Source organism: Peptoniphilus sp. SGI.035, assembly GCF_050315115.1.
Taxonomy (GTDB): Bacteria; Bacillota; Clostridia; order Tissierellales; family Peptoniphilaceae; genus Peptoniphilus_A.
The window spans coordinates 32,910-56,122 of sequence record NZ_JBNPOJ010000001.1 but is presented as its reverse complement, the minus strand read 5'-3'; the positions used below and the strand labels follow the sequence as shown (position 1 = coordinate 56,122).

At 31.9% G+C, this 23,213-nt stretch carries 28 protein-coding genes; 26 read left to right on the top strand and 2 right to left on the bottom strand.

The annotated features are described in order from the left end of the window. Positions 1–57: 57 nt before the first annotated feature. The 14 genes from ACQRC6_RS00340 to rlmD all read left to right on the top strand — a co-directional run bounded on the left by ACQRC6_RS00340 (position 58) and on the right by rlmD (position 12,169). Complete coding sequence (locus tag ACQRC6_RS00340) at positions 58–954, top strand: tetratricopeptide repeat protein (RefSeq protein ID WP_427847219.1); 897 nt, start codon at positions 58–60, stop codon at positions 952–954. Further along, positions 951–1,706, top strand: coding sequence for a type I methionyl aminopeptidase (map, locus tag ACQRC6_RS00335; RefSeq protein ID WP_427847218.1), 756 nt, complete (start codon positions 951–953; stop codon positions 1,704–1,706). Before ACQRC6_RS00340 ends, map begins: the two co-directional genes overlap by 4 nt. A gap of 3 nt (positions 1,707–1,709) precedes the next feature. Then, positions 1,710–3,074, top strand: a complete 1,365-nt coding sequence (locus ACQRC6_RS00330) for an MATE family efflux transporter (protein WP_427847217.1) — start codon at positions 1,710–1,712, stop codon at positions 3,072–3,074. 11 nt (positions 3,075–3,085) lie between these two features. Continuing rightward, entirely contained in the window at positions 3,086–3,691 is a 606-nt protein-coding gene (locus ACQRC6_RS00325; RefSeq protein ID WP_293557866.1) for a peptidylprolyl isomerase, read from the top strand. 3 nt (positions 3,692–3,694) lie between these two features. After that, the gene (locus ACQRC6_RS00320; RefSeq protein ID WP_427847216.1) at positions 3,695–4,297 is read left to right on the top strand and encodes a thymidine kinase; all 603 of its coding nucleotides are present in this window, start codon (positions 3,695–3,697) and stop codon (positions 4,295–4,297) included. Between the two features lie 41 nt (positions 4,298–4,338). Continuing rightward, on the top strand, positions 4,339–5,424 hold the full coding sequence (locus tag ACQRC6_RS00315; RefSeq protein WP_427847215.1) for a carbohydrate kinase: 1,086 nt from the start codon (positions 4,339–4,341) through the stop codon (positions 5,422–5,424). After that, complete coding sequence (locus tag ACQRC6_RS00310; protein ID WP_293557860.1) at positions 5,417–6,340, top strand: pseudouridine-5'-phosphate glycosidase; 924 nt, start codon at positions 5,417–5,419, stop codon at positions 6,338–6,340. The genes ACQRC6_RS00315 and ACQRC6_RS00310 overlap by 8 nt, the downstream gene beginning before the upstream one ends. Further along, positions 6,321–6,824 carry an acyl-CoA thioesterase gene (locus ACQRC6_RS00305; RefSeq protein ID WP_427847214.1) on the top strand — a complete coding sequence of 168 codons (504 nt, stop codon included), beginning with the start codon at positions 6,321–6,323 and terminating at the stop codon, positions 6,822–6,824. Before ACQRC6_RS00310 ends, ACQRC6_RS00305 begins: the two co-directional genes overlap by 20 nt. A gap of 131 nt (positions 6,825–6,955) precedes the next feature. Beyond that, positions 6,956–7,237: a DUF503 domain-containing protein gene (locus ACQRC6_RS00300; protein ID WP_427847213.1), complete on the top strand. Its 282-nt coding sequence runs from the start codon at positions 6,956–6,958 to the stop codon at positions 7,235–7,237. 10 nt (positions 7,238–7,247) lie between these two features. Continuing rightward, positions 7,248–7,892 carry an endonuclease III gene (gene nth / locus ACQRC6_RS00295; RefSeq protein WP_293558259.1) on the top strand — a complete coding sequence of 215 codons (645 nt, stop codon included), beginning with the start codon at positions 7,248–7,250 and terminating at the stop codon, positions 7,890–7,892. Then, positions 7,892–9,286, top strand: a complete 1,395-nt coding sequence (locus ACQRC6_RS00290) for a VanW family protein (RefSeq protein WP_427847212.1) — start codon at positions 7,892–7,894, stop codon at positions 9,284–9,286. The genes nth and ACQRC6_RS00290 overlap by 1 nt, the downstream gene beginning before the upstream one ends. Before the next feature lie 216 nt (positions 9,287–9,502). Next, positions 9,503–10,084, top strand: a complete 582-nt coding sequence (locus tag ACQRC6_RS00285) for a hypothetical protein (RefSeq protein WP_427847211.1) — start codon at positions 9,503–9,505, stop codon at positions 10,082–10,084. Beyond that, the gene (locus tag ACQRC6_RS00280) at positions 10,075–10,902 is read left to right on the top strand and encodes a CvfB family protein (RefSeq protein ID WP_293558265.1); all 828 of its coding nucleotides are present in this window, start codon (positions 10,075–10,077) and stop codon (positions 10,900–10,902) included. The genes ACQRC6_RS00285 and ACQRC6_RS00280 overlap by 10 nt, the downstream gene beginning before the upstream one ends. Further along, positions 10,889–12,169, top strand: a complete 1,281-nt coding sequence (rlmD, locus tag ACQRC6_RS00275) for a 23S rRNA (uracil(1939)-C(5))-methyltransferase RlmD (RefSeq protein ID WP_427847210.1) — start codon at positions 10,889–10,891, stop codon at positions 12,167–12,169. Before ACQRC6_RS00280 ends, rlmD begins: the two co-directional genes overlap by 14 nt. A 224-nt stretch (positions 12,170–12,393) precedes the next feature. Here rlmD and ACQRC6_RS00270 read toward each other — a convergent pair whose 3' ends face one another. Both ACQRC6_RS00270 and ACQRC6_RS00265 read right to left on the bottom strand, forming a co-directional pair. Then, on the bottom strand, positions 12,394–13,689 hold the full coding sequence (locus tag ACQRC6_RS00270) for a double zinc ribbon domain-containing protein (protein ID WP_427847209.1): 1,296 nt from the start codon (positions 13,687–13,689) through the stop codon (positions 12,394–12,396). 2 nt (positions 13,690–13,691) lie between these two features. After that, a complete protein-coding gene (locus ACQRC6_RS00265) occupies positions 13,692–14,036 on the bottom strand; it encodes a helix-turn-helix domain-containing protein (RefSeq protein ID WP_195445556.1) in 345 nt (114 codons plus the stop codon). Positions 14,037–14,219: 183 nt separating this feature from the next. Here ACQRC6_RS00265 and ACQRC6_RS00260 point away from each other — a divergent pair, with 183 nt between their 5' ends. The 12 genes from ACQRC6_RS00260 to ACQRC6_RS00205 all read left to right on the top strand — a co-directional run bounded on the left by ACQRC6_RS00260 (position 14,220) and on the right by ACQRC6_RS00205 (position 23,197). Continuing rightward, entirely contained in the window at positions 14,220–14,444 is a 225-nt protein-coding gene (locus tag ACQRC6_RS00260) for a hypothetical protein (RefSeq protein ID WP_049690752.1), read from the top strand. Between the two features lie 231 nt (positions 14,445–14,675). Then, the gene (locus tag ACQRC6_RS00255; RefSeq protein WP_427847208.1) at positions 14,676–15,293 is read left to right on the top strand and encodes an RNA polymerase sigma factor; all 618 of its coding nucleotides are present in this window, start codon (positions 14,676–14,678) and stop codon (positions 15,291–15,293) included. Positions 15,294–15,378: 85 nt separating this feature from the next. Then, the gene (locus ACQRC6_RS00250) at positions 15,379–15,630 is read left to right on the top strand and encodes a hypothetical protein (protein ID WP_049690754.1); all 252 of its coding nucleotides are present in this window, start codon (positions 15,379–15,381) and stop codon (positions 15,628–15,630) included. Further along, the gene (locus ACQRC6_RS00245) at positions 15,572–15,871 is read left to right on the top strand and encodes a hypothetical protein (RefSeq protein WP_324250383.1); all 300 of its coding nucleotides are present in this window, start codon (positions 15,572–15,574) and stop codon (positions 15,869–15,871) included. The genes ACQRC6_RS00250 and ACQRC6_RS00245 overlap by 59 nt, the downstream gene beginning before the upstream one ends. Continuing rightward, complete coding sequence (locus ACQRC6_RS00240; RefSeq protein WP_427847207.1) at positions 15,871–16,995, top strand: DUF2800 domain-containing protein; 1,125 nt, start codon at positions 15,871–15,873, stop codon at positions 16,993–16,995. The genes ACQRC6_RS00245 and ACQRC6_RS00240 overlap by 1 nt, the downstream gene beginning before the upstream one ends. Beyond that, positions 16,985–17,530, top strand: coding sequence for a DUF2815 family protein (locus ACQRC6_RS00235; RefSeq protein ID WP_427847206.1), 546 nt, complete (start codon positions 16,985–16,987; stop codon positions 17,528–17,530). Before ACQRC6_RS00240 ends, ACQRC6_RS00235 begins: the two co-directional genes overlap by 11 nt. A 9-nt stretch (positions 17,531–17,539) precedes the next feature. Beyond that, positions 17,540–17,740, top strand: coding sequence for a hypothetical protein (locus tag ACQRC6_RS00230; protein WP_427847205.1), 201 nt, complete (start codon positions 17,540–17,542; stop codon positions 17,738–17,740). Continuing rightward, the gene (locus tag ACQRC6_RS00225) at positions 17,715–19,646 is read left to right on the top strand and encodes a DNA polymerase (protein WP_427847204.1); all 1,932 of its coding nucleotides are present in this window, start codon (positions 17,715–17,717) and stop codon (positions 19,644–19,646) included. The genes ACQRC6_RS00230 and ACQRC6_RS00225 overlap by 26 nt, the downstream gene beginning before the upstream one ends. 81 nt (positions 19,647–19,727) lie before the next feature. Beyond that, the gene (locus ACQRC6_RS00220; RefSeq protein ID WP_176269520.1) at positions 19,728–20,417 is read left to right on the top strand and encodes a Rha family transcriptional regulator; all 690 of its coding nucleotides are present in this window, start codon (positions 19,728–19,730) and stop codon (positions 20,415–20,417) included. Further along, positions 20,389–20,589: a hypothetical protein gene (locus ACQRC6_RS00215; protein WP_004835125.1), complete on the top strand. Its 201-nt coding sequence runs from the start codon at positions 20,389–20,391 to the stop codon at positions 20,587–20,589. The genes ACQRC6_RS00220 and ACQRC6_RS00215 overlap by 29 nt, the downstream gene beginning before the upstream one ends. Beyond that, complete coding sequence (locus ACQRC6_RS00210) at positions 20,582–20,968, top strand: DUF4406 domain-containing protein (RefSeq protein ID WP_004835178.1); 387 nt, start codon at positions 20,582–20,584, stop codon at positions 20,966–20,968. The genes ACQRC6_RS00215 and ACQRC6_RS00210 overlap by 8 nt, the downstream gene beginning before the upstream one ends. Beyond that, positions 20,969–23,197, top strand: coding sequence for a phage/plasmid primase, P4 family (locus ACQRC6_RS00205; RefSeq protein WP_004835130.1), 2,229 nt, complete (start codon positions 20,969–20,971; stop codon positions 23,195–23,197). The last annotated feature ends 16 nt before the right edge of the window (positions 23,198–23,213 follow it).

Below are 23,213 nucleotides of genomic sequence, written 5' to 3'. Positions count from 1 at the left end.
TCCATGGGTTTGAAATTAGAAAAAATACTATATAATATAATAAGAATTGAGGTTTTTATGGACTTAAAATTTAAAAATTATTTAATTTTAGCAGAAGAGTTCTTATTAGAAGGCGACATCAATAGGGCAGAAGATTTGTTACTTAAATCTCTTAAATTTACTAATGATAAAGATGCAGATGAGAGGATTTCTGTTTATTTTGAACTGGCTGATTTATACCTAAAGAAAGAAAATTACGATAGGGCAAAATTTTATTTTGAAAAAATTTTGAGTATAAAGGAAATGGCAGGGGCTTTTTATGGGCTTGCAATAACAAATGACTTTATAAATGGAGATATAAATTATTCAATAAAAAATTATAAAAAGGCAATTGAACTCGACGATAATTATGACAGAGCTCACTATTATCTTGCTCACGCCTATGACAAAATTGGAAAGACTAATCTTGCCATAGAGGAATTTAAAAAGGTTCTTGCCATTGATGAGTATGACTTTGTAACATATAATGATTTAGGCTCAATTTATGAAATAGAAAATAAAAATGATTTAGCAGAAAAATTTGTGAAAAAATCTCTTGAGATAAAGGGAGATTATGGAAGAGCTCTATACAATATGGGAGTACTCTCAAAAAAGAAGGGCGATAACAATTTGTCTTTAAAATATTATTATGAAGCTATTGGAAAATTTGAAGATCCTTTTTTGTTTTTAAATATGTCAGCAGTATATATTGAAGAAAAAAATTATAAATCTGCTATAAATATTTTAGATAGGGGATTAATGGATTTTCCAAATTCAGTGAACCTACATTATAATAAAGCTTGCTCTTTCTCTTTACTTGGAGATAAAAAAAGAGCAAAGGAAGAAATTATAAAAGCAATAAAAATAAATGGCGATGCCTATACATGGGCAAAAACCGATGTTGATTTATGTGAAATTGTAAAGGAGTTAAAATGATTATTATTAAAACAGAAGACGAAATAAAAAAAATGCAGGTTGCAGGAAAAGTATTATCTGATGTGCATCACAAACTTAGAGATTTTATAAAACCAGGTGTAAAAACTATTGAGATAGACAGATTTGTAGAAAATTATTTAAAGGAAAGAGGAGCTTATCCTGAACAAAAGGGATATGAAGGCTATCCTTATTCGATTTGTGCATCTGTAAATGATGAAATTTGCCACGGTTTTCCATCAGAATATGAATTAAAAAATGGCGACATAATTACTGTTGATATGGTTGTAAATGTTGACGGATGGCTAGCTGATTCAGCATGGTCTTACGAAGTTGGAGAAGTTTCTCCTGAGGCAAAAAAATTGCTACAAGTTACTCGTGAATCTATGTACAAGGGAATTGAAAAGGCTGTAATTGGTAATAGACTTGGCGATATAGCTGCAGCAGTTCAAAAACACGCAGAAGAAAATGGCTACTCTGTTGTAAGGGAATTTGTTGGCCATGGAATTGGTCAAGAAATGCATGAAGATCCACAAGTTCTTCACTATGGAAAGCCTGGTCGTGGATTAAGATTACAAGAGGGTATGGTATTTACAATTGAGCCAATGATTAATATGGGCAAAAAGGAACTTACAATTGATGACAATGGTTGGACAGCAAGGACTAAGGACGGCTCTCTTTCTGCACAATATGAACACCAAATTGCAATCACAAAGGACGGGCCAATAATAATTACAGATCAAGGCGACTGTTGATAAATGAGTGAAGTAAATTTGTTAAAGGGGAATATTTTTTCTGCACTATTAAAAATGGCTTTACCCTTAATGGGTACTGCCTTTGTGCAAATGGCATATTCCTTAGTTGATTTAATGTGGCTTGGAAGACTTTCCACAGGAGCAGTTGCTGCTGTGGGAACTTGTTCCTTTTTAGTTTGGATTGCACAATCCATTACCCTTATTGCTAAAACGGGTATTTCTGTTGGACTTTCTCAGTCCTATGGCAGAGGAGATAGTGAAGGTTCCAAGAATGTTTGGGTTTCTGGGTTTATTTTAAATCTCATTTTTTGCCTTAGTCTTACAATTTTTTATATCTCTATGAGAAATAAAATTATTGGATTTTATAATCTAGACAAAGATGTGCACGAGATGGCAGTGGCCTATCTCATAATAATAAGTAGTGGACTAATTTTTACTTTTTTAAATCCAGTTTTATCAGCTGCATTTTTTGCAAGGGGGAATTCAATAACTCCTTTTAAAATTTCAATAATTTCGCTAATTATAAATTTAATACTTGATCCTTTTTTAATTTTTGGAATTTCTATTTTTCCTAAACTTGGAATTAAAGGTGCGGCAGTGGCAACTGTATTTGCACAAATGATTTCCACGCTTTTATATTTATATGTTGGATTAAAATCACGGGAAATATTTGTGCGAACTAATTACTTTAAAATGCCCAATAAAAATTATTTTAAGTCCATATTAAATTTAGGATTTCCCGCCTCACTTCAATCAATGATTCACGCAATGGTAGGTATGATTTTAAATAAATATATTGCAAGTTTTGGAGCATTATACATTGCAGTTTATTCCATTGGTTCACAAATTGAATCAATCTCTTGGATGACTGCCGATGGATTTTCAGTAGCATTTTCAGCATTTTTTGGTCAAAATTTTGGTGCAAAAAATTATGATAGGCTTCATAATGGAAGAAGAGAGGCAATGAAAATAGTAAATATGATTGGGATCTTTACTTCACTTTTGTTGTTTTTCTTTGCTAGGAATTTATTTACACTATTTATACCAAGGGATCCAATGGCGATTGTCAAGGGAATTGATTATCTAAAAATTATGTCCCTGTCACAATATTTTATGGCATTGGAAATAGGAACTACTGGAATGTTAAATGGTTTAGGGCTTACAAAATACCCTGCAATTAATGCAATGATATTAAATATTAGTAGAATACCTTTGGCACTAATTTTAATGCCAATTCTTGCAATTAATGGTATTTGGATAGCTATGAGCTTGTCATCTGTTTTAAAGGGAATATTTTTAACTTTAATTTATTTTTATTTGCGTAAGAAAACAGATGGCTTTAGAATTAATATGAAGACATACATTTGAAAGGAGACACAATGTTAAAACAATTTGAAAAACCTGCAATTGGAGAAAAAATTGCGGTACTAAAGACAAATAAGGGCGATATAAAAATTAGATTATTCAAAGAAGCAGCGCCCCTTGCTGTTGAAAATTTTATTTCATTAATAGAAGACAAATACTATGATGGGATAATTTTCCACAGGGTTATTGAAAACTTTATGATTCAAGGTGGAGATCCCAGTGGAACTGGTAGAGGTGGCGAAAGTAAGTGGAAAAAACCTTTTAAAGATGAATTTGATATAAACTTTAGAAACTTTAGAGGAGCACTTTCCATGGCAAATGCTGGTCCAAATACTAATGGTTCACAATTTTTCATCGTGCAAGGAGATAAACTTTCCAATGACGTTTTAAGTCAAATGAAGGATGCAGGAGCTGAAAATGGATACCCTGAAGAAATTATTGAAGCTTATGAAAAAGTTGGTGGAGCTTTTTGGCTCGATGGCAAGCATACTGTTTTCGGACAAGTTTTTGAAGGAATGGATGTAGTTGACGATATTGCAAAATCAAAAGTTGGCTTTATGGATAAGCCTGTCTTTGACATTGTAATTGAAGAAGCAATAGTTACAGATTACCAAGGATAAATTATGCATCAATACAGAGGAAGAATGATTTTACACACTGGTTCAATGTTTTCTGGGAAGACTAGCTCACTTGAAAGGGACTTAAAGAGATTTTCCATTGCAAATTATAAGGTGATTGCTTTCAAACCAATGCTTGACAAAAGATATTCAAGAGAAGAAATTGTTACTCATGATAAAATTTCTCTAAAAGCTATTGAAATTGATTCCATAAAAGAAATCTTAGATTATGCAGAGAAAAATTCTCCACAAGTAATTGGAATAGATGAGGTTCAGTTTTTAAAAGATGATCCAGCAGTTGTATTAGAAAATTTAGAAAAAATGTTAGATATGGGGATTACAATTGTAATGGCGGGTCTTGATATGGATTATATGGCTGAGCCCTTTGAAATTGTAAAAGAAATTATGCCAAAAACAGATTATTTGAATAAACATCACGCAGTTTGCAAAAAATGTGGCACAGATGCTTGGGTTTCTCATAGAAAGATAAAAAGCGACAAGAGGGTTGAGCTTGGAGCAATAGAAGAATATGAACCACTTTGCAGAAGATGCTATAAGGAAGCAGTTGCTGAAGATAAATTAAAAGAAAATCAAGAAAAGTTTTTATAAAGTATTGACAACCTCTAATCATTTGATTAAAATTTAAGTAAATGATTAGAGGTGTTTTTTTGACTCCAAGAGAAAAAGAAATTATAAATCTTTTGAAAAAAAATCCTGGTATTTCACAACAAGAAATTGCCGATGAATTAAATATTACAAGGTCGGGTGTATCTACTCATATTAATAATTTGATGACTTCGGGATATATTTTAGGTAGGGGATATATACTTAGAGAAGATTCCTATGTTGCAGTTCTAGGCGGATGCAATATGGATATTACTGGTTATTCTTTTGATAGCTTAAAAGTAAGAGATTCAAATCCAGGAAAGATTAAATATTCCAGTGGAGGCGTTGGGAGAAATATTTGTGAAAATTTAGCAAGGCTTGGTATAAATACAACTTTTCTTTCAGTTTTAGGAAAGGATGATGCAGCCAAAAATATTATAGACGAGCTAAATCTCATAAATGTTGACAGTTCCAAAATTTTAATATCTGAGGGAATTACTCCTCATTATCTAGCAATTTTAGATGAAGATAAGGATATGTATGTAGCAATTGCCGACATGGATCTTTTAAAAAATATAGATAAAGATTATATTGATAAGAACAAAAAAATAATTGAAAATGCTGAATTTACAATTATTGATACAAATTTAGAAGAAGAAACTTTGGATTATATCCTAAAAAACATAAAGGGTAAATTTTTAATTGACGGAGTTTCCACAAAAAAAGTTATAAAAATTAAGAATTTATTGGATAAAATTGATTTCTTAAAAGTAAATAATTACGAGGCAAGGGCTCTTTCGGGCTTAGATACAGATAATATTGATAGCCTTGGAGAAGATTTAATAGCCAAGGGTCTAAAAAGTGTTGTAATAACAGCTGGAAGTAGGGGAGCTTTTTACTTTGAAAAAGATTTTAAAATGGTTAGAAAGCCTGATCCAGTAAAAGTTGTAAATGCAAGTGGAGCAGGTGATGCTTTTATGGCAGGATATGCCTATGGACTATACAATGATTTTGATATAGATAAGAGAATGAAAGCGGCAGAAGCTGCTGCAAAAATTGCTTTAAAAAGTGCTAATTCATGTTCAAAGGATATGAATGAAAATAATTTAAAAGGAGAAATTTATGATTAATAATGAAATGCTAAAAAAATATGTTGAATATAATGATGAAGTTAAAAATGCAATGGAAAATGGAAAACCAATAGTTGCCCTTGAATCAACAATTATTTCTCATGGAATGCCCTATCCACAAAATATTGAGACAGCAAAAGCTTGTGAGAAAATCATAAGAGAAAATGGAGCTGTACCTGCAACAACTGCAATTATAGGTGGAAAAATTAAAATTGGTTTAAATGACGAAGAATTAGAATTTATGGCAACATCAAAGGACATTATAAAAACATCAAGAAGAGATTTTGCCTATATTGTTTCTCGTGGATTAAATGGTGCTACAACAGTTGCATCAACAATTATTGCATCAAGACTTGCTGGAATTAAAATTTTTGTAACTGGAGGACTTGGTGGCGTTCACAGACATGCTGAAACTACTTTTGACATATCAAGAGACCTTGATGAACTTGCATCAAATGATATTATGATAGTTTGTGCAGGATGCAAATCAATTCTCGATATTGGACTTACTCTTGAATACCTTGAAACTAAGGGAGTACCAGTATTCGGCTATCAAACAGACTATATGCCAGCTTTCTTTACAAGAAAGAGCGAATTTAAAGTTGATTATAATATTAAAAATCCTAAAGAGGCAGCAGATGCAGCTAATACTCAATGGAATTTAGGATTACAAGGTGGAATTCTTCTAACAAATCCAATTCCTGAAGCAGATTCAATGGATGAAGATAAAATTAATTCTGCAATAGAGAAAGCTCTTTTAGAAGCTGAAGAAAAGGGAATCCACGGAAAAGAAACAACTCCATTTTTACTATCAAAAGTTCTTGAAGTAACGGAAGGAAAATCACTTGAAGCTAACATTGCTCTTGTAAAAAATAATGCAAGATTAGGTGCTGAAGTTGCAAAATACCTCTATTAATTCAAAGAAAGTTTCTGAATCAAAGGTCGTTTTCACCTACGGAGTAATGCCAACAGATTTAAACACTGGTGGCACAATGTATGGGGTAAGGCTCTTTGAAATTGCTGATCACAGCTCTGGAACTTGTGCTATAAGGCATACTAGGGGAAGAGTTGCTACAATTTCTTGTGACAGCTTTACATTTTTAAAGCCAATTAATCTAGGAGATTTTTTAACTGCAACTACATTTATATCTGGAGTGGGAAATTCATCTGTTGAAGTTTTTACAAAATTTATAAAAGAAAAACCAATGACAGGTGAAACAGAACTTGCAGCTTTTTGTTTTTTGACCTTTAAATGCAAGGGAACAGATTTAGGAAAAATTCCTGCTATAATTGGAGAAACTTTAGAAGAGAAAAATATCATCGAGGGATATGAAAACCGAAGAGAAATAAATAAGATTAGACAGAGAAATAATGCTCAGATAAAAGAATTTCTAAAATAGATTAGTATAAAAATTGCACCATTGCGGTGCTTTTTTATATTTAATTTCATGCTTAATTTAAAATATTTTAAAATTAAATAATTTTACACATCAGAGTAAAAAATTTAATTTCTTATGTTATAATTTTAATTATGATAATAGGAATATGTACTTGCGAAATATTTATTTATAATGCAAATTCTTTGAAATCAAAGAGATCCGTTATAAAAAGTATTATCGAGAAGTCAAAAAATAGATTTAATATCTCAATTGCTGAAGTTGGAGAAAATGACAAGTGGCAAAAAAGTGTAATAGGATTTGCCACAGTATCCAATGATAAAAAAATTGTGGATGAAACTATGGAAAATATTATACATTTCTTTAATAGTTATAGTGAAATTGAAATTATGAATATAGAAAAAGAAATTTTGTAAAGGGATGAATATGAAGGATATTTTAACTCATGAAGAGGCTGAAAAATGCCTAGATATACTAGAGGAAACTTACCCAGATGCACATTGTGAACTTGAACATAATAGTCCCTATGAACTTTTAGTTGCAACAATATTATCTGCACAATGCACAGATATTAGAGTTAATAAAGTTACTAGTGAGATGTTTAAAAAATATAATACTCCAAAAGATTTTGCTTATATGGATATAAAAAAACTTGAAGGACTTATAAAAGAATGTGGAATTTATAGAAATAAGGCAAAAAATATTAAGGCAAGCTCAAGTGTTATTTTGGAAGAATATAATGGCGAAGTTCCCAATACAATTGAAGAACTTATGAAACTACCTGGTGTTGGCAAGAAAACAGCTAATGTAGTTGCCTCAACGGCCTTTGGTGTACCTGCAATTGCAGTTGATACTCATGTTTTTAGAGTTAGCAATAGGATTGGTTTTGTTCACGAAAAAAATGTAGAAGCCACTGAAAGGGCACTTCAAAATAAAATTGATAAAAATAGATGGACTAAGGCTCATCATTTGTTTATATTTCATGGGAGAAGATGTTGTACTGCAAGAAATCCAAAGTGTGAAATTTGCACTATAAATAAAATTTGCAGGTATTACGAGGGTGATTGTTGATGGAAAATTTAGGAACAAGAATTCTAAATATTAATAAAAAGATATTAATTATAGTTGCAATTATTTTGATGATTATTTTTATGTCTGTTATGTACTTCACTCAAGAATATATTAATCCCAATATACACAAAGGTGTAAAAATTGAAGGTGTAGATGTTTCAAATTTATCAAAAGAGGATGCATTAAAAGAGGTTAAAACAGTTACAGATGAATTAATCAAAAATAAAGTTGTGAATTTTTATTATGATAATATTAATTTAGCTGTACCATTAAGAGATTTTGGTTATGAATTAAATTTACAAGATGCAGTAAACTCTGCCTTTAATTATGGAAGAAGTGAAAATTTATTTTACAATTATTTTGATATAGTTAAGAGTTCAATATTTAAAAAGAATTTTATTGCAAAATCAAATATAGATAATGCAAAGCGAGAAAAAATAATTATTGATATTGGAAATAAGATTTTTAAAAAACCAGTTGATGCCCACCCAATTATTAATTCTGATAAAAGTGTAAAAATTGCAGAATCTGAAATTGGAAGGTACATGGATATTGATGAAGCCAAAAAACTTATTAATTTAGATATTTTGCATGAAGAAAAAATAGAGCTTCCAGTTTATAAAACTGAGCCAAAGATTTATTCAAATTATTACGAAGGTATAGACAAAGAACTTGGTAATTTTGAAACAGACTATTCTACTTCAGCGAAAAATAGAAAAGAAAATATTAAGCTTGCTGCATCAAAATTTAATAATATGAAATTAAAGCCGGGAGATGAAATTTCTTTTAACAATGTTGTTGGAGAAATTTCTCCAGAAACAGGATTCAAAAACGCAACTGTAATTGTTGGTGGAGAATATGAAGACGGTATTGGCGGAGGGATCTGTCAAGTATCTACAACTTTATATAATTCATTAATATTATCAGATCTTGAAATTATAGAAAGACATAATCACTCAAGGCCTATACACTATGTAGATCTTGGAACAGATGCTGCAGTTGCAAGAGGTTATAAGGATTTAAAATTTAAAAATAATACGAGTAATCCTGTTTTAATTTTGTCAGAAGCTAATGGCGAAAAATTAAATTTTAAAATTTTAGGAAATGCTGCAGACAGAGATTATGAAATAAAAATTATTCCTAAACTTTTAGAGACAGTGAGCCCAGGAGTTGATACAATTTATTCAGATGAATTGCCAGAAGGTGAGTCCACTGTAAGAGATAGCGGAGCTAAGGGTTATTCATACAAAACTTATAAAGAAATAATAAAAAATGGCGAAGTTGTTGAAAAAAAAGAAATTTCAAAATCTTACTATTTACCAAAGGATAAAGTTGTGGTTGTTGGAACAGGGACATCAAATAGTGATGATGATAAGGATAAAGATAAAGATTGATAAGAGTTTAGGCTCTTATTTTTTTATCAAAAATTTTAATAATATTTTATAATTCCAATTTTTAAGTAAAAGTTGTTTTTAGCAGTTCATAGTTAATCTTAATTTTATTTATCTTTACAAACACTGTTTTATCAAGATATTGTGAATTATTTTATTGAAATTAGATTATAAATTCAAGACATATAAAAATACTTATAGTTGTGATAAAATAGCAGTATGAAAATATTTAAGAGATTTAAGAAGAAAAAGTCAATTTATAGAATTCTTTGGGAAAATAATTTTGATTTACAAAAATTAGAAGAGATTGATGATTTTAATTTATCTGACGGAAGTTATGAACTTTCTATTTTGAAGGGCGAAAAAGAAATTAATCAAATTAATACAAGAGAGATAAACAAAGCTGTTGACGATTATTATCTAAGGAAAAATGAAGCCATTGATGAATTTGAAAAATTTTTTGGAGAACATAGAGCTCTAGAATCTGAGAGAAATTTTTTGATTTTTTTGCTCCAAAAAATTGAATTTGACGAGTCAAAACTAGTTGGGCTTTCCATTTTGCTTATGAGAGATTCAAAGGTAGAAGAATGTGTAAAATTTGGAATGCTTCTTACAAAGTATTATAATCTCGTTGAAGTAAAAAGGGCATACGAAATATTTTTAAATTTATTAAAGCATCCTTCCTTTATTTATTATGGTATAGATGTTTTGAAAAATATTGATTATGGAATAATCGATGATTTGTACGATGAAACCACAGAAATTGGAAAAGAAATAATAGAGGAGAAAGCATGGAATTAGGAAAAGTACAAAAATTAAAAGTTGAGTCAAAAATAAATAAAAAAATAGTTTTAGCAGACGATGAAAATAACAGAGTAAATCTTGCAAAGGGAGAAGGAGAAAAATTAAAAGTTGGAGATGAGGTTGAAGCTTTTGTCTACAATATTCACGATGAATTTGAGGCTACTTTAAAAAAACCCTTTGCACAAGTTGGCGATTTAAAAAAATTGAAAGTAGTTGACAAGGCAAAAATTGGATACTTTGTTGACAATGGCATTGGAAAGGACATCTTCCTTCCATTTAAAGAAAGTTACGGAAGATTAACAGTTGGCGAAGAATATCTTTTATATTTATACCACGATAAGAGCAATAGACTTGCACTTACAATGAATATTAAAGACAAACTTAAAGTTAACGAAAATTACAAAGTAAATGATATAGTCAAGGGTACGATTTATAGCATTGGAAGACCTGGAGCTTTTGTTGCAATTGAAAATAAGTATGATGGAATGATTCCTGCTGAAGAAATCAAGGGGATTTATAAAATTGGAGACGAAGTAGAAGCTAGAGTTCAAAGAATTTTACAAACTGGATTTATAACATTGACTTTAAGGGAAAAAGCATATAAGCAAATTGATGCCGATGCAGATTTAATTTTAGAACTTTTAGAAGACAATGGTGGAGTTCTTGAACTTGGAGATAAATCTAATCCAGAAATTATAAAAGATTTGACAGGACTTAGCAAAAAAGCATACAAGAGAGCAGTGGGACATCTTTATAAAAATCGACTTATAAATATTTATGATACAAAAATAGAGTTGAGACATGGAAGAAAATAAATTTATAAGAGAAATAATTGACTTTGACTTCAAAGGACTTGGAATGACAAAAGTTAATGGACTTCCAGTATTTTTAGATGGTGGAGTAATTGGAGATGAGGTTGAATTTCTCGTAACTAAGAAAAAGAAAAATTTCTGCAAAGGAAAAATTCAAAAAATAATAAAAAAATCTAAGGACAGAGTAAATAGCCCCTGTTCTTATTTTAAAGATTGCGGAGGTTGCGACTTTCTAAATTATTCTGACGAAAAAGAATTAAAGTGGAAAGAAAAAGATATAAATAAAAATCTAAACAAAATTGCAGGATTAGATATAAAAGTTCAAGAAGTAATTGATTCGCCTGAAAAAACTCATTACAGAAATAATATGCAGTTTCAAGTTCGAGATGGCATCATAGGTCTTTATGCAAAAAATTCTAAGGACATAGTTGCTATAAAAAATTGTATAATGCAAAAAGATATAGCCAATAAAGTATTAAAGATAATGTGGCGATTCAAAAAATTAAGAGAATTAAAGAGAATTGGAATAAGGACAAACTTTAAGGGAGAAGTTCTTTTAATACTAGTAACAAAGGGTGCCAAAGTTGAAATAAAAGATACACTTCCAGAATTAATTGATGTGGGAGTAAAATCAATTTATCTAAATTACAACAGAGGCGACAAATTTCATTATTCAAGAGAATTTGAAAAAATTTATGGTGAAGATTTCATCGAAGAAAAATTATTAGACATAAATTATAGAATTTCTCCAGAATCCTTTTTTCAAATAAATAGATTGGCAACGGAAAAATTATATGAAAAAGCCATAGAATACTTAGCTCCTAAAGCAGAAGATAAAATTTACGATTTATATTGCGGAGTTGGTTCAATATCAATATCAATTGCAAAAAAGCTTACAAAAGTAATAGGAATAGAAATTGTAGAAAGTGCCGTAGATGATGCAAGAATTAATGCAGAAAATAATAATATAGAAGCTAGATTTATAAAAGGCGCAGCTGAAGAAACAATAGAAAAAATTTATAGAGAAGAAAAAATTTCACCAAACAAAATAATAGTGGATCCACCGCGAAAGGGACTAGATGACAAATTAGTGAATTTTTTGAAAGAAAACCCAGTTGAAAGATTAGTGTATATCTCATGTAACCCGGCAACACAAGCAAGAGACTTAAAATCTTTAAAAGAAGTATATAAAGTTGAAAAAATAGCATTAGTAAATTTATTTCCTAATACCGCTCACGTGGAGACTATAGTATTGATGTCAAAAAAATAAGATAAGAGGTTATAAGACTGTTGAAATCAATGGCTTTTGGGGTTTTAGAAGAAATCCTAAAAGCCATTTTTCAATTAGAAAAACACCTTGTGGGAACATATCAATAGTAAAAATCGTAGGGGTGTGTAGACAGGATAGATATTTATAGGGAGAGTAGACAGGATAGACATATAAAATATATTAAAAAAAGAGCTAGCCAAAAATAAATAGGCTAGTTCTTTTAGTTAGAAAGGAATCTGATCATCACTTGGAAAATCAAATCCTGAATTAGAATCATCAGTAAAATCTTTATTGTATTCACTGTGGTCGCATAAGATTCCATCTATAAAAAATCTTGTTTTAGCCCCACAAGTTTCGCAGTATCTGGCATTACTTGGGTTATGATGTATTTCACCAATATCATCAAAACCATTAAAATTCTGAGTATGAATTCCTTCACAATCATTATATAAGTTCGTCCCACATATTTTGCAAAATAATGCATCATCACTAAATTCTTCGTTTCCACATTTAGGATAAATTTTTACTTTCATTGTTGATTCATCAAATTCTACACCATCTTCATAAAGCATATCTCTTTCACCTCTTTCCTGGTTATTTTCTTGTATATGCTCTTTCATTGTAGTAGGGCTTCCACATGTTGAGCAGTAATAATCTGTTAATTTAACATCATGATCCTTATTATCTGAACAAGTGTTAGATATGGGAATTCCACAAATTGGACAGAATTTTGCATTACGATTAGAGTTTCTATAACCACAAATAAGACACGTATCATATTTAGTAGGATCTATACCATCAGTTAAAGGTTGGTATTTAAAACCAAAGGCTAAAGACTTAGAACCACAATTAACACAATAGTCTGCGTCTTTTTCATATTCCATTCCGCAATCAGGGCAGTATATACTGAGAGGATTAAATGTGTTTTTAAAGAAAGAAAGCATAGAATTAGAAAAATCTCTTAAGTCTCTTGAAATATACTGTAATCTAACCTCAGCAGCTGGGACGGTTATGCTAAATAAATCAGATAGTGTGCTAGGATTTTTCTTTTTTTCAAACACAACAACTTGTTCAGCAAGAGGTGCAGGTGATAATAGATTCCTAGCAAAATTATTTGCTTCTTTTTCAAGTTCTTCATATTTATGTTTACCGACACCTTTTCTGGATAGAACATCAACGCCATGCATTTGGTGATGACCAATAAAAATATGTCCTAGTTCATGAGCTATGGTAAATCTAATCCAGTTATCACTTTTATCTACGTCATTATAATAAATAATATACTTATTTGTATCGGGTCTATAACTACAAGCGCCTAAATCACTATCGAAAAAATCAATCACATCTTGTAAAGAACAGTTAGCATCATTCATATATTCAGAGTAAGTTTTTACACTGATTTCATTGCTAAAGCAATCAATAATTTTATTTAAATCAATAGGAATTTCAGAGATTTCGGCATCTTCCAATAATTCATATGATTTCTCTAGGGAAATCTTATAATCTGGAGCATACCTCACTATTACATATCTCCATTTGCATCGCCAAATTCTTCTTCAAAATGCTTTTTTAATACCTTTAACATCTCTTCTTTTTTTCCTTGATCCATGTTTCTTGCTGCTCTTTGAATAATACGAATTTCTGGTTCATCATCTATTTGCTTATTTAAGGCAAGCAGATAGTTATAGTCGATTTGTAGAACTTCAGATATAGCCTTAAGAGTGTTATTATCTGGAGTTATTTTATCGTCGTTTTCAATTCTTGAAACTGTAGAATTACTAATTTTTACTTTTTTTGCCAATTCACGCTGAGAGATTCCTAGTTCTTCACGTCTATTGGATATAACCTTTCCCAAAGTATCTTTCATAAAACTTCCTCCTTGTAATAAAATTATACCACAAGTGTTGCACGAAATCAACACATGTGGTATAATTTATGTTGAATAGATAGAACGAGATAACTTCTATATTTTTTTAAGTTGCACGTTCCATTAAATCAACACCAAGGAAGAAATTATTTTATCACAAGCTAAAATATAAAAGAAAGGAAGATGCCTATTAAAGAGATTCAAGAAGTAAAAGATGCAAATAATAAACTTATTTGTAAAATTGAAGCAGAAACTGGGATATTACAAAATATCTATAAAAAACAAGAAATTAAAGTTAGACTTGAAGTCGGACAAAGTATTCAACTAGCTAGAGGTGGATGTATCACCTTAGTTAAAAGAATAGATAAAACAGAGTACGACATAAAGAGTTACAAAAAATCAGCGTAAATTTTTAAGAGCTGCAAGACGGCCTAATTTATCTTAACGGACGAATTAGGCTTTTTTTATTACAAATTATATCAAGCCTGATTAGCTATAAGGGCGTGAGATACACATATAAACTAATTTCAATCAATTTTGAAAGAAGTATATGGAGTACCTCTAGTTTCTTATAGCCTTTTTTAGGTGAAAGACAACTATGCTCCATAAACTGTAGGTAAAATTTGTATTTCTCGCTCCTTGCTATCAGGCAAGAAAGCGAGGAATATTTTGAAAATTAGAAAGACTAGATCAGACGAAAGAACCATGTATGTTTATAGGTTTGCAGATGAAACAAAAGTTGAGCTAAAACCAGGAAAAGATGGGATAACAGAAGTGGACATCAAAAAACTACATGCTTTAGATGATAGTGAAGTTTACTATAACAACAAGAATCTAAGACCAGAGAGAACTAAAGAAGAGAAAGCTGAAATAGATGTGTGGAAACAAGAATTTATAAGCGACTTTAAAAAGAGTCATGGATATGAACCTAATGAGGATTTGTTAAAAGGAGAAGTAGAGGAAAGGTTCCCAAGAAACTATAATTTATCTCTTGATTTCGATAACGATGGGGATATTGATCCAGATAAAAGATTAATAGCAACTATTAAATCCAAAGACATGAATGAAGAATTTGAATGGTCGGAGCATATGGAAGATGTACTTTCTTTATTAACGGATAAACAGCGATTAGTAATCAAGTTGATGTATGTAGATGGATACAAGCAGTCAGAAATTGCAGATTTAATGAACATATCTTCAGCTGCGGTTAAGAAACATTTGGATAAGGCAAAAGAAACAATCAAAAATAATTTTTAAATATTTTAGGACGAGGTTAAAAACTCGTCCTTTTTCTTTGCCTGTGATTTGTAAGGGAGATGACCCTTTCAGAAAGGAGGCAAACATGAGGCACAAAATAATCATCAATGTAACAAATGAGAAAGGACAAAAGACAAATGTCCTTAAAGGTGCAGTCGGAAAAATTCCAAACAGATTAATAAAATTTTTGTTTGGAGACTACAGACAAATTTATCTATTAGACCCTGGGATGACAGTTGATTCAGTGGATGTTAGAGAAATCGAGAAAGGAGAAAAAAGTGTCAAGAATAAAGCTACTAATGGAAATCAAAGAAGATGCAGAGAATCTTGCATCTAGTATAGGTGTCCTTCTCAAAGCTTTAGAAAGTGATGAGGAAGTTCCTAAAGAGGGAGAGGAAGTAAAACAAGAAGAAAAGACTTATGAGATTGAAGATGTTAGAAAGATACTAGCCGACAAATCAAGATTAGGCCATACAGCTAAGATAAGAGAACTCTTAGAAAAGTATGGAGCTAAAAAGTTATCTGATATTGAACCAAGTAACTATGAAGACTTGGTAGAAGATGTGGAGAAGTTGTAATGGGTGCTCACGCAATATTGTCCGCCTCAAGTAGTTCACGTTGGATTCACTGCCCACCAAGCGTTAGGCTTTCTCAAAAATACGAAGATGAAGTTAGTCCCTATGCACTTGAAGGCACCTCAGCCCATGCCTTGGCAGAATATAAACTAAAGAAGTTATTAGGTTTAGATACTAAAGACCCAACAGAGGATTTGGATTTTTATGATGAAGAAATGGATGAGCTAACTGAGGGATATGCCTCATACGTAGCAGAAGTAATAAGTAGATACGAAAGCTCAGCCGTCTTTGTGGAAGAAAGACTTGACCTATCAGACTATGTTAAGGAGTCCTTTGGAACTGCTGACTGTGTAGTTGTTGGAGGAAAAGAACTTCATGTAATAGATCTAAAGTATGGTCAGGGAGTTTTAATAGAGGCTAAAGAAAACACACAACTCATGTTATATGGACTTGGTGCTTTGACTATCTTTGATGGAATTTATGATATCGAGAAAGTAGTTCTTCATATCTATCAACCAAGAAGATGCAATATCTCAACTTATGAAATCAAGAAGATAGAACTTTATGAGTGGGGAGAAACCATACGAGAAATTGCAGATAAAGCCTACAAAGGCGAGGGGGAATTCTCTTGTGGAGAATGGTGCATCTTCTGCAAAGCTAAGAATAAGTGTAGAAAAAGAGCAGAAGAGAATCTGAAACTAGCACAAGAAGAATTTACCCTACCACCAGAACTATCTGATGATGAAATTGAAAAGATTTTACCAAGACTAGACGAAATGGAGCAATGGGTCAAAGATATCAAGGCTTACGCTTTAGAAAGAGCAATGAAGGGCCATAGGTGGAAGGGCCTAAAACTTGTTGAAGGTAGGTCAAATAGAAAATACGTAGATGAAGATGAAGTTGTAAAAAAAGTAAAAGAACTGGGATTCAATCCCTTTGAAGAAAAGATACTTGGCATTCCAGCAATGACTAAGTTACTAGGTAAGAAAGTCTTTGATGAAAATATTACAGACTTATTAGAAAAACCAAAAGGAAAGTTAACCTTAGTAAGCATTAGAGACAAACGAGAAGAAGTAAAAATTGACAATGTTAAAGAAGAATTTGGAGGATTTAATTATGCAAAATAAAACAAAAGTAATTACTGGAGAAGTTAGATTAAGCTATGCAAATGTTTGGGAACCAAAGTCAATCAATGGTGGTAAAGAAAGATACTCAGTATCTGTCATTATTCCAAAGAACGACCAAAAGACAATTGAAAAAATTGAAAAAGCAGTAGATGCTGCCATTGATGAAGGACTTTCTAAATTCAATGGAAAAAAACCAAATAAGAAAGCTATCAAACTTCCATTAAGAGATGGTGACACAGAAAAAGATGATGAGGCTTATGCAAATGCATATTTCTTAAATGCCAACTCTATGACAGCACCTCAAATTGTGGATAGAAATGTAGAGCCAATTCTTGATAGAAGTGAAGTCTACTCAGGAGTTTATGCAAGGGTATCTCTTAACTTCTATGCCTACAATGTAAATGGTAATAAGGGCGTTGCCGTAGGTCTTGGAAATATTCAAAAACTAAGAGATGGACAACCTCTAGGAAATAGATCTAATGCAGCAGATGACTTTGATGCTATGGACGATGATGATGAAGATTTCTTAGCATAGGAGGTAGAAATGGACTATTTAATTACAGCAATAGTTTTAGCTATTTGGTCCTTTTTATGGTATAAGCTTGGATTTTTACAAGCTCAGTTAAAAGAACTAGATAGAGATATCAGAAAAATAGAAAAACAAATAAAAGAAGATAGAAAAAATAATTTAGAAGAATTAACAAAGCTTAGTGATAGCTATGAAGAGATTGTCCATAGATCTTGAGACCTATTCTTCAGTTGATTTAGGCAAAAGTGGTGTATACAAATATGCCGAGAGTGAGGATTTTGAAATCCTCCTCTTTGCCTATTCTATAGATGATGGAGAAGTGCAGGTTATAGATTTGGCAAATGGGGAGACAATTCCTAGAGAAATATTATCAGCACTTAGTGATGAAAGCGTAGAAAAGTGGGCTTTTAATGCAAATTTTGAAAGGACCTGTTTATCAAGATTCCTTGGCAATAGGTTAAGACCTAAAAGTTGGTACTGTACTATGATTTGGTCAGCTTATCTTGGATTACCTTTATCGTTAGGAAAAGTCGGAGAAGTTTTGAAACTTGATAAGCAAAAAATGAATGAAGGGAAGGCTCTTATAAGGTATTTTTCTATTCCCTGTAAACCAACTAAGACTAATGGAATGAGGACAAGAAATCTACCACATCATGATTTAGAAAAGTGGTCTACATTTAAGGAATATAACCAAAGAGATGTTGAAACAGAAATGGCGATAAAGAAAAAATTATCAGCCTTTCCCATGCCTCATTCAGAATGGGAAAACTACTGGATAGACCAAAACATCAATGATAGAGGAATATTAATTGATGAAATTTTAGTTGATTCAGCTATTAAATTTGATGAAATCTTACGAGAAGAAAATATGGACAGAGCCATAGAATTAACTGGCCTTGAGAATCCAAATTCTCCCTTACAGCTTAAAGAATGGCTAAATAAGAAAGGTTTAAAAATAGATTCCTTAGCTAAAAAAGATGTAGAGTCTGCTCTTAAAAATGCTGAAGGAGACATAAAAGAAGTATTGGAACTTAGACAGGAATTATCTAAATCTTCAGTTAGGAAATATGATGCTATGAAAAATGTAAAAGGAAAAGATAAACGAGCAAGGGGTCTAATCCAATTTTATGGAGCAAATAGAACTGGAAGATATTCAGGCAGGCTTATTCAAGTTCAAAACTTAAGAAGGAACAATCTAAAAGATTTAGACCTAGCAAGGAGTCTTGTAAAAAATAGAGATTATGAAACTATGGAAATTCTCTATGAATCTCCTTCTGATATTTTATCCCAATTAATAAGGACAGCCTTTATACCAAAAGAAGGCACAAGGTTTATTATTTCAGACTTTTCAGCAATCGAGGCCCGAGTTCTTGCATGGCTTGCAGAAGAACAATGGGTACTGGACGCTTTTGAAAATGGTGAAGACATCTATTGTAGAACAGCATCAAGGATGTTTGGAGTGCCGGTTGAAAAGCATGGAGTTAATGGTCATCTTAGGCAAAAAGGAAAGATAGCGACTTTAGCCTGTGGTTATCAAGGGGCCTTAGGTGCCCTTAAAGCAATGGGTGGTATTGAGATGGGTTTATCTGAAGATGAACTTCAATCAATAGTCGATTCCTGGCGAGAGGCTAATCCCAATATAGTGAGTCTTTGGTGGGACATAGATGCAGTCGTTAAAAGAGTTGTAAAGACTAGAACTAAAGAAAAATATAAAAAACTAGTTATTAGCTATGAAAAAGGCATCCTATTTATAGAACTACCCTCAAAAAGACGACTTGCTTATCCAAAGGCAAAGATAGGGATGAATCGATTTGGTGGAGAGTCAATAGTCTATGAGGGAATTGTAGTAGGAAATAAGTGGGACAAGATTGAATCCTACGGTGGTAAATTTGTAGAAAATATTGTTCAAGCCTTAGCAAGAGATATTTTAGCTGAGGCTATGATGAGACTTGAGAAAAAAGGATTTAATATCGTCATGCATATTCATGATGAAGTTGTAATAGAAAGTGATTCATCTAGTATCGAAGAAATAAATGAAATCATGTCCTTACTTCCTAGATGGGCACCTGGACTTATTCTCGATGCGGATGGATTTGAAAGTGAATTTTATAAAAAAGATTAAAGAGGGGGTTAAAAATCTCCTCTATTTCTTTGCCTGTGATTTAGGAGGGAGACCTCTTAAAAATTCACAGGAGGTAATTCAATGAAGGAATTAATACCAAAGAACGATTATGGAATATTTGCAGATCACAATGATGTTGCAAGAGTGGATAGTAGATTTGTAGCAGAGTTTTTTGAAAAGAGGCACTCTAATGTTATAAGAGATATACAAACAATCACTCAACCCAAATCTGGGCTCAGTGAAGAATTTATTGAACTCAATTTTGAGCTCAGCAGTTATAAGGATGTAACTGGAAGAAATCTACCATGTTATTTATTAACTAGAGATGGATTTACTATTTTAGCTATGGGTTACACGGGCAAAAAAGCCATGAAATTTAAAGAGCTCTATATTAAGAAATTTAACGAGATGGAAGAATTCATAAAGACTCTAGTATCAGCTAGAAAAGAATTCCCTCTTTTAACCGAGAATATAAGATTGCTTCATGACAATCCAAAAGCTTATCACTTTAGTAATGAGTGTAATATGCTGAATCGTATCGTTTTAGGTAAGAGTGCAAAAGAATTTAGATTAGAAAATGATATACCAAAAGGAAAAAGTATAAGACCATATCTGAATCAATCACAAATAGAGATGATTGAAACCTTGCAAAAGGTAGATATTGGTTTATTAGTAGCATTTCCTAATTATCAAGATAGAAAGAAACACCTTGAATGGTACAAGCAAAAATTGGAGGTACAAAATGTTTTATGTGAAAGAAAAAATCAATGATTCTATGGAAATAAGCATTGAAATAAATGATGAGAATGTCTTTTGCACCTGTCCAAAGTGCGGAAAAGAAGTTCGAGTAGAATTAAATAAAGTATTGGAAGATGGCGATTTATTTTCTACTCAAGTTTGCTGTAATACTTGTAGTGAAACAATGAGGGATATTTATGAATAAGGAACTATACAACAGGAGTGGGTGCAAGGATCCCACTCCTTATCAAGCAATTAAAAATGCAGAGAAGAAGTACTATCCTTTGGTATATATCTGCAGTCCATTTTCTGGAGATGTTGAAAATAATGTAATCAAGGCACAGAAGTATTCTCGATATGCCTTAGATAAAGGAAACATTCCCATAGCACCACATCTTCTATTTCCTCAGTTTATGAGTGATGAAAGTGAGAGAAGACTTGCCATGCATTTTAATTATGTCCTTCTTGGTAAATGTGAAGAAGTATGGGTCTTTGGTGACTATATAAGTCTAGGAATGGCTGAAGAAATAAGAGTTGCTGAGAAGAGAAAAATGAAGATTCGCTATATAAAGGAGGTATCCTAATTGAAAATATACACCTCAAATTTAATAGAAGTGGAGTCAAACTGTGTTTATCCAAATGAGGTCAATGCAGTAGATGTTAGGTCTTTTGAGAAAGCTGCGAGTTTTGACCATGTAATGGCTAAGTATAAAAATTCCTATCGATCCAACGATAATTTTATAGAGTCAGAATGTGTTCCCATGGATATAGATAATGACCATTCAGAAAATCCAGATGATTGGATTTCAACTAACGATTTAAAGAGAATATTTGATGGAGTTAAATTTGCTATAGTTTACAGCAGAAACCATAGAAAAGAAAAAAATGGAAAAGCTGCAAGACCAAGAATGCACATATATTTTCCAATACCTAAGATTACAAATCTTGATGACTATGTAGAATTAAAAGAAAGGTTGGCAGAGACTTATACTTTCTTTGATGGAAATGCCTTAGATGGAGCGAGGTTTTTCTTTGGAGTTAAGAATCCTGCTGTTGAAATAGTTAGGGGAAGAAAATATGTAACAGAAACCCTAAAAGATGACTTTGAGGATTTTGATAATTCTCAAGACTTGATTCAGCAAGGCTCTAGAAATTCAACTGTGAATCATTTCGCTGGTAGGGTTCTAATTCGATATGGAAATACAAATGAGGCGAGAGAACTATTTGATAAAAAAGCCAGTCTTTGCTCACCACCACTTCCAGATGATGAACTAGAACAAATATGGAGGTCTGCTTGCAAATTCTATAAAAAGGTAGCTGCAAGTGAAGATTATGTTCCACCTGAAGAATACACTGAAGGCATAAATTTAAGGCCTTCTGAATTTTCAGACATAGGTCAAGCAGAAGTTTTTGTAAGAGAATACCAAGATAGAATTCGTTTTTCTCCTTCTACAGGTTTTCTTGTTTACAACGACTCTTACTGGGAGGAATCTGAACTAAAAGCACAAGGATATTCTCAAGATTTAGTGTTAAAACAGATAGAGGAAATAGACAATGAACTCTTAAAAATGGATGAAGATATTAAGAAATCGGGAATTAGAGATATCATGTCTTCAATGAGTGAGAAAAAAGCAATGGAGGTTTTTGATAAAAGTCAAAAATCCATATACTATAAATTAACTTCGCTTGAGGCATATAAGAAATATGCAGTAAAACGAGGGGACACCAGAGCTATTCATGCAACTTTAAAAGAATCAAAGCCAATGTTAGAAATAGACCAAAGAGAACTTGATACGGATGAGTTCTTGCTTAATACACCATCTTTTACAGTAGATTTGAAAACTGGAGAGTGTAGAGACCATAAGGCAGAAGACTATATAACAAAAGAAACATCTGTAGATCCAAGTGATGAAAATATGGATATATGGCTTGATGCCTTAGAGACATTTTTTGTAAAAGATAGTGAACTTATAGAATACGTTCAGAAAGTAGCAGGAATTTCTCTTATTGGAAAAGTATATATTGAGGCTCTCATTATAGCTTATGGTGATGGAAGAAATGGAAAGTCTACCTTTTGGAATACTATCTCAAGAGTTCTTAATCTATATAGTGGGTCAATCTCAGCAGATATTCTTACAGTTAATTCTAAGAGAAATGCCAAGCCAGAACTTGCTGAAACAAGAGGTAAAAGGCTTTTAATTGCAGCTGAACTTCAAGAAGGATTAAGGTTAAATACTTCAAATGTTAAACAGCTTTGTTCTACAGATGAGATTGTAGCAGAGAAAAAATATCGAGATCCATTCAAGTTCATACCTTCTCATACCCTTGTCCTATATACTAACCACCTACCAAAGGTGGGTGCCTTAGATGAAGGAACCTGGAGAAGACTCATTGTAATTCCATTTGAGGCAAAGATAGAGGGCAGTAGTGATATTAAAAACTACACTGATTATTTAGTAGATAAGGCTGGGGGAGCAGTTCTCAAGTGGTTAATCGAGGGTGCTAAAAAGGCTATTGATGAAGATTTTAAATTCAGCCTACCTAAAAAAGTAGCAGATGCCATCAATGAATATAAAGAATCGAATAACTGGTTCAAGCATTTCTTAAATGAGTGCTGTGAGATTGATTCATCCTATGAAGAAAAGTCTGGAGAAGTCTATCAAGAATATAGAGCCTATTGTTTAAGAACTGGAGATTATGTAAGGTCTACAACAGATTTTTATTCTGCTCTTTCATCCAATGGATTTATGAGGAGAAAAACTAATCAAGGAATTGTGATTAATGGACTTAAATTAAAGTCAGATTTTGTGTAAAAATACAAGAAGTGCA

Excerpts from the sequence above, each read along its gene's own strand:
- ACQRC6_RS00340 (WP_427847219.1), top strand. The coding sequence starts at position 58 with ATGGACTTAAAATTTAAAAATTATTTAATTTTAGCAGAAGAGTTCTTA.
- map (WP_427847218.1), top strand. The coding sequence starts at position 951 with ATGATTATTATTAAAACAGAAGACGAAATAAAAAAAATGCAGGTTGCA.
- ACQRC6_RS00330 (WP_427847217.1), top strand. The coding sequence starts at position 1,710 with ATGAGTGAAGTAAATTTGTTAAAGGGGAATATTTTTTCTGCACTATTA.
- ACQRC6_RS00325 (WP_293557866.1), top strand. The coding sequence starts at position 3,086 with ATGTTAAAACAATTTGAAAAACCTGCAATTGGAGAAAAAATTGCGGTA.
- ACQRC6_RS00320 (WP_427847216.1), top strand. The coding sequence starts at position 3,695 with ATGCATCAATACAGAGGAAGAATGATTTTACACACTGGTTCAATGTTT.
- ACQRC6_RS00315 (WP_427847215.1), top strand. The coding sequence starts at position 4,339 with ATGATTAGAGGTGTTTTTTTGACTCCAAGAGAAAAAGAAATTATAAAT.
- ACQRC6_RS00310 (WP_293557860.1), top strand. The coding sequence starts at position 5,417 with ATGATTAATAATGAAATGCTAAAAAAATATGTTGAATATAATGATGAA.
- ACQRC6_RS00300 (WP_427847213.1), top strand. The coding sequence starts at position 6,956 with ATGATAATAGGAATATGTACTTGCGAAATATTTATTTATAATGCAAAT.
- nth (WP_293558259.1), top strand. The coding sequence starts at position 7,248 with ATGAAGGATATTTTAACTCATGAAGAGGCTGAAAAATGCCTAGATATA.
- ACQRC6_RS00290 (WP_427847212.1), top strand. The coding sequence starts at position 7,892 with ATGGAAAATTTAGGAACAAGAATTCTAAATATTAATAAAAAGATATTA.
- ACQRC6_RS00285 (WP_427847211.1), top strand. The coding sequence starts at position 9,503 with ATGAAAATATTTAAGAGATTTAAGAAGAAAAAGTCAATTTATAGAATT.
- ACQRC6_RS00280 (WP_293558265.1), top strand. The coding sequence starts at position 10,075 with ATGGAATTAGGAAAAGTACAAAAATTAAAAGTTGAGTCAAAAATAAAT.
- rlmD (WP_427847210.1), top strand. The coding sequence starts at position 10,889 with ATGGAAGAAAATAAATTTATAAGAGAAATAATTGACTTTGACTTCAAA.
- ACQRC6_RS00265 (WP_195445556.1), bottom strand. The coding sequence starts at position 14,036 with ATGAAAGATACTTTGGGAAAGGTTATATCCAATAGACGTGAAGAACTA.
- ACQRC6_RS00260 (WP_049690752.1), top strand. The coding sequence starts at position 14,220 with ATGCCTATTAAAGAGATTCAAGAAGTAAAAGATGCAAATAATAAACTT.
- ACQRC6_RS00250 (WP_049690754.1), top strand. The coding sequence starts at position 15,379 with ATGAGGCACAAAATAATCATCAATGTAACAAATGAGAAAGGACAAAAG.
- ACQRC6_RS00240 (WP_427847207.1), top strand. The coding sequence starts at position 15,871 with ATGGGTGCTCACGCAATATTGTCCGCCTCAAGTAGTTCACGTTGGATT.
- ACQRC6_RS00235 (WP_427847206.1), top strand. The coding sequence starts at position 16,985 with ATGCAAAATAAAACAAAAGTAATTACTGGAGAAGTTAGATTAAGCTAT.
- ACQRC6_RS00230 (WP_427847205.1), top strand. The coding sequence starts at position 17,540 with ATGGACTATTTAATTACAGCAATAGTTTTAGCTATTTGGTCCTTTTTA.
- ACQRC6_RS00225 (WP_427847204.1), top strand. The coding sequence starts at position 17,715 with ATGAAGAGATTGTCCATAGATCTTGAGACCTATTCTTCAGTTGATTTA.
- ACQRC6_RS00220 (WP_176269520.1), top strand. The coding sequence starts at position 19,728 with ATGAAGGAATTAATACCAAAGAACGATTATGGAATATTTGCAGATCAC.
- ACQRC6_RS00215 (WP_004835125.1), top strand. The coding sequence starts at position 20,389 with ATGTTTTATGTGAAAGAAAAAATCAATGATTCTATGGAAATAAGCATT.
- ACQRC6_RS00210 (WP_004835178.1), top strand. The coding sequence starts at position 20,582 with ATGAATAAGGAACTATACAACAGGAGTGGGTGCAAGGATCCCACTCCT.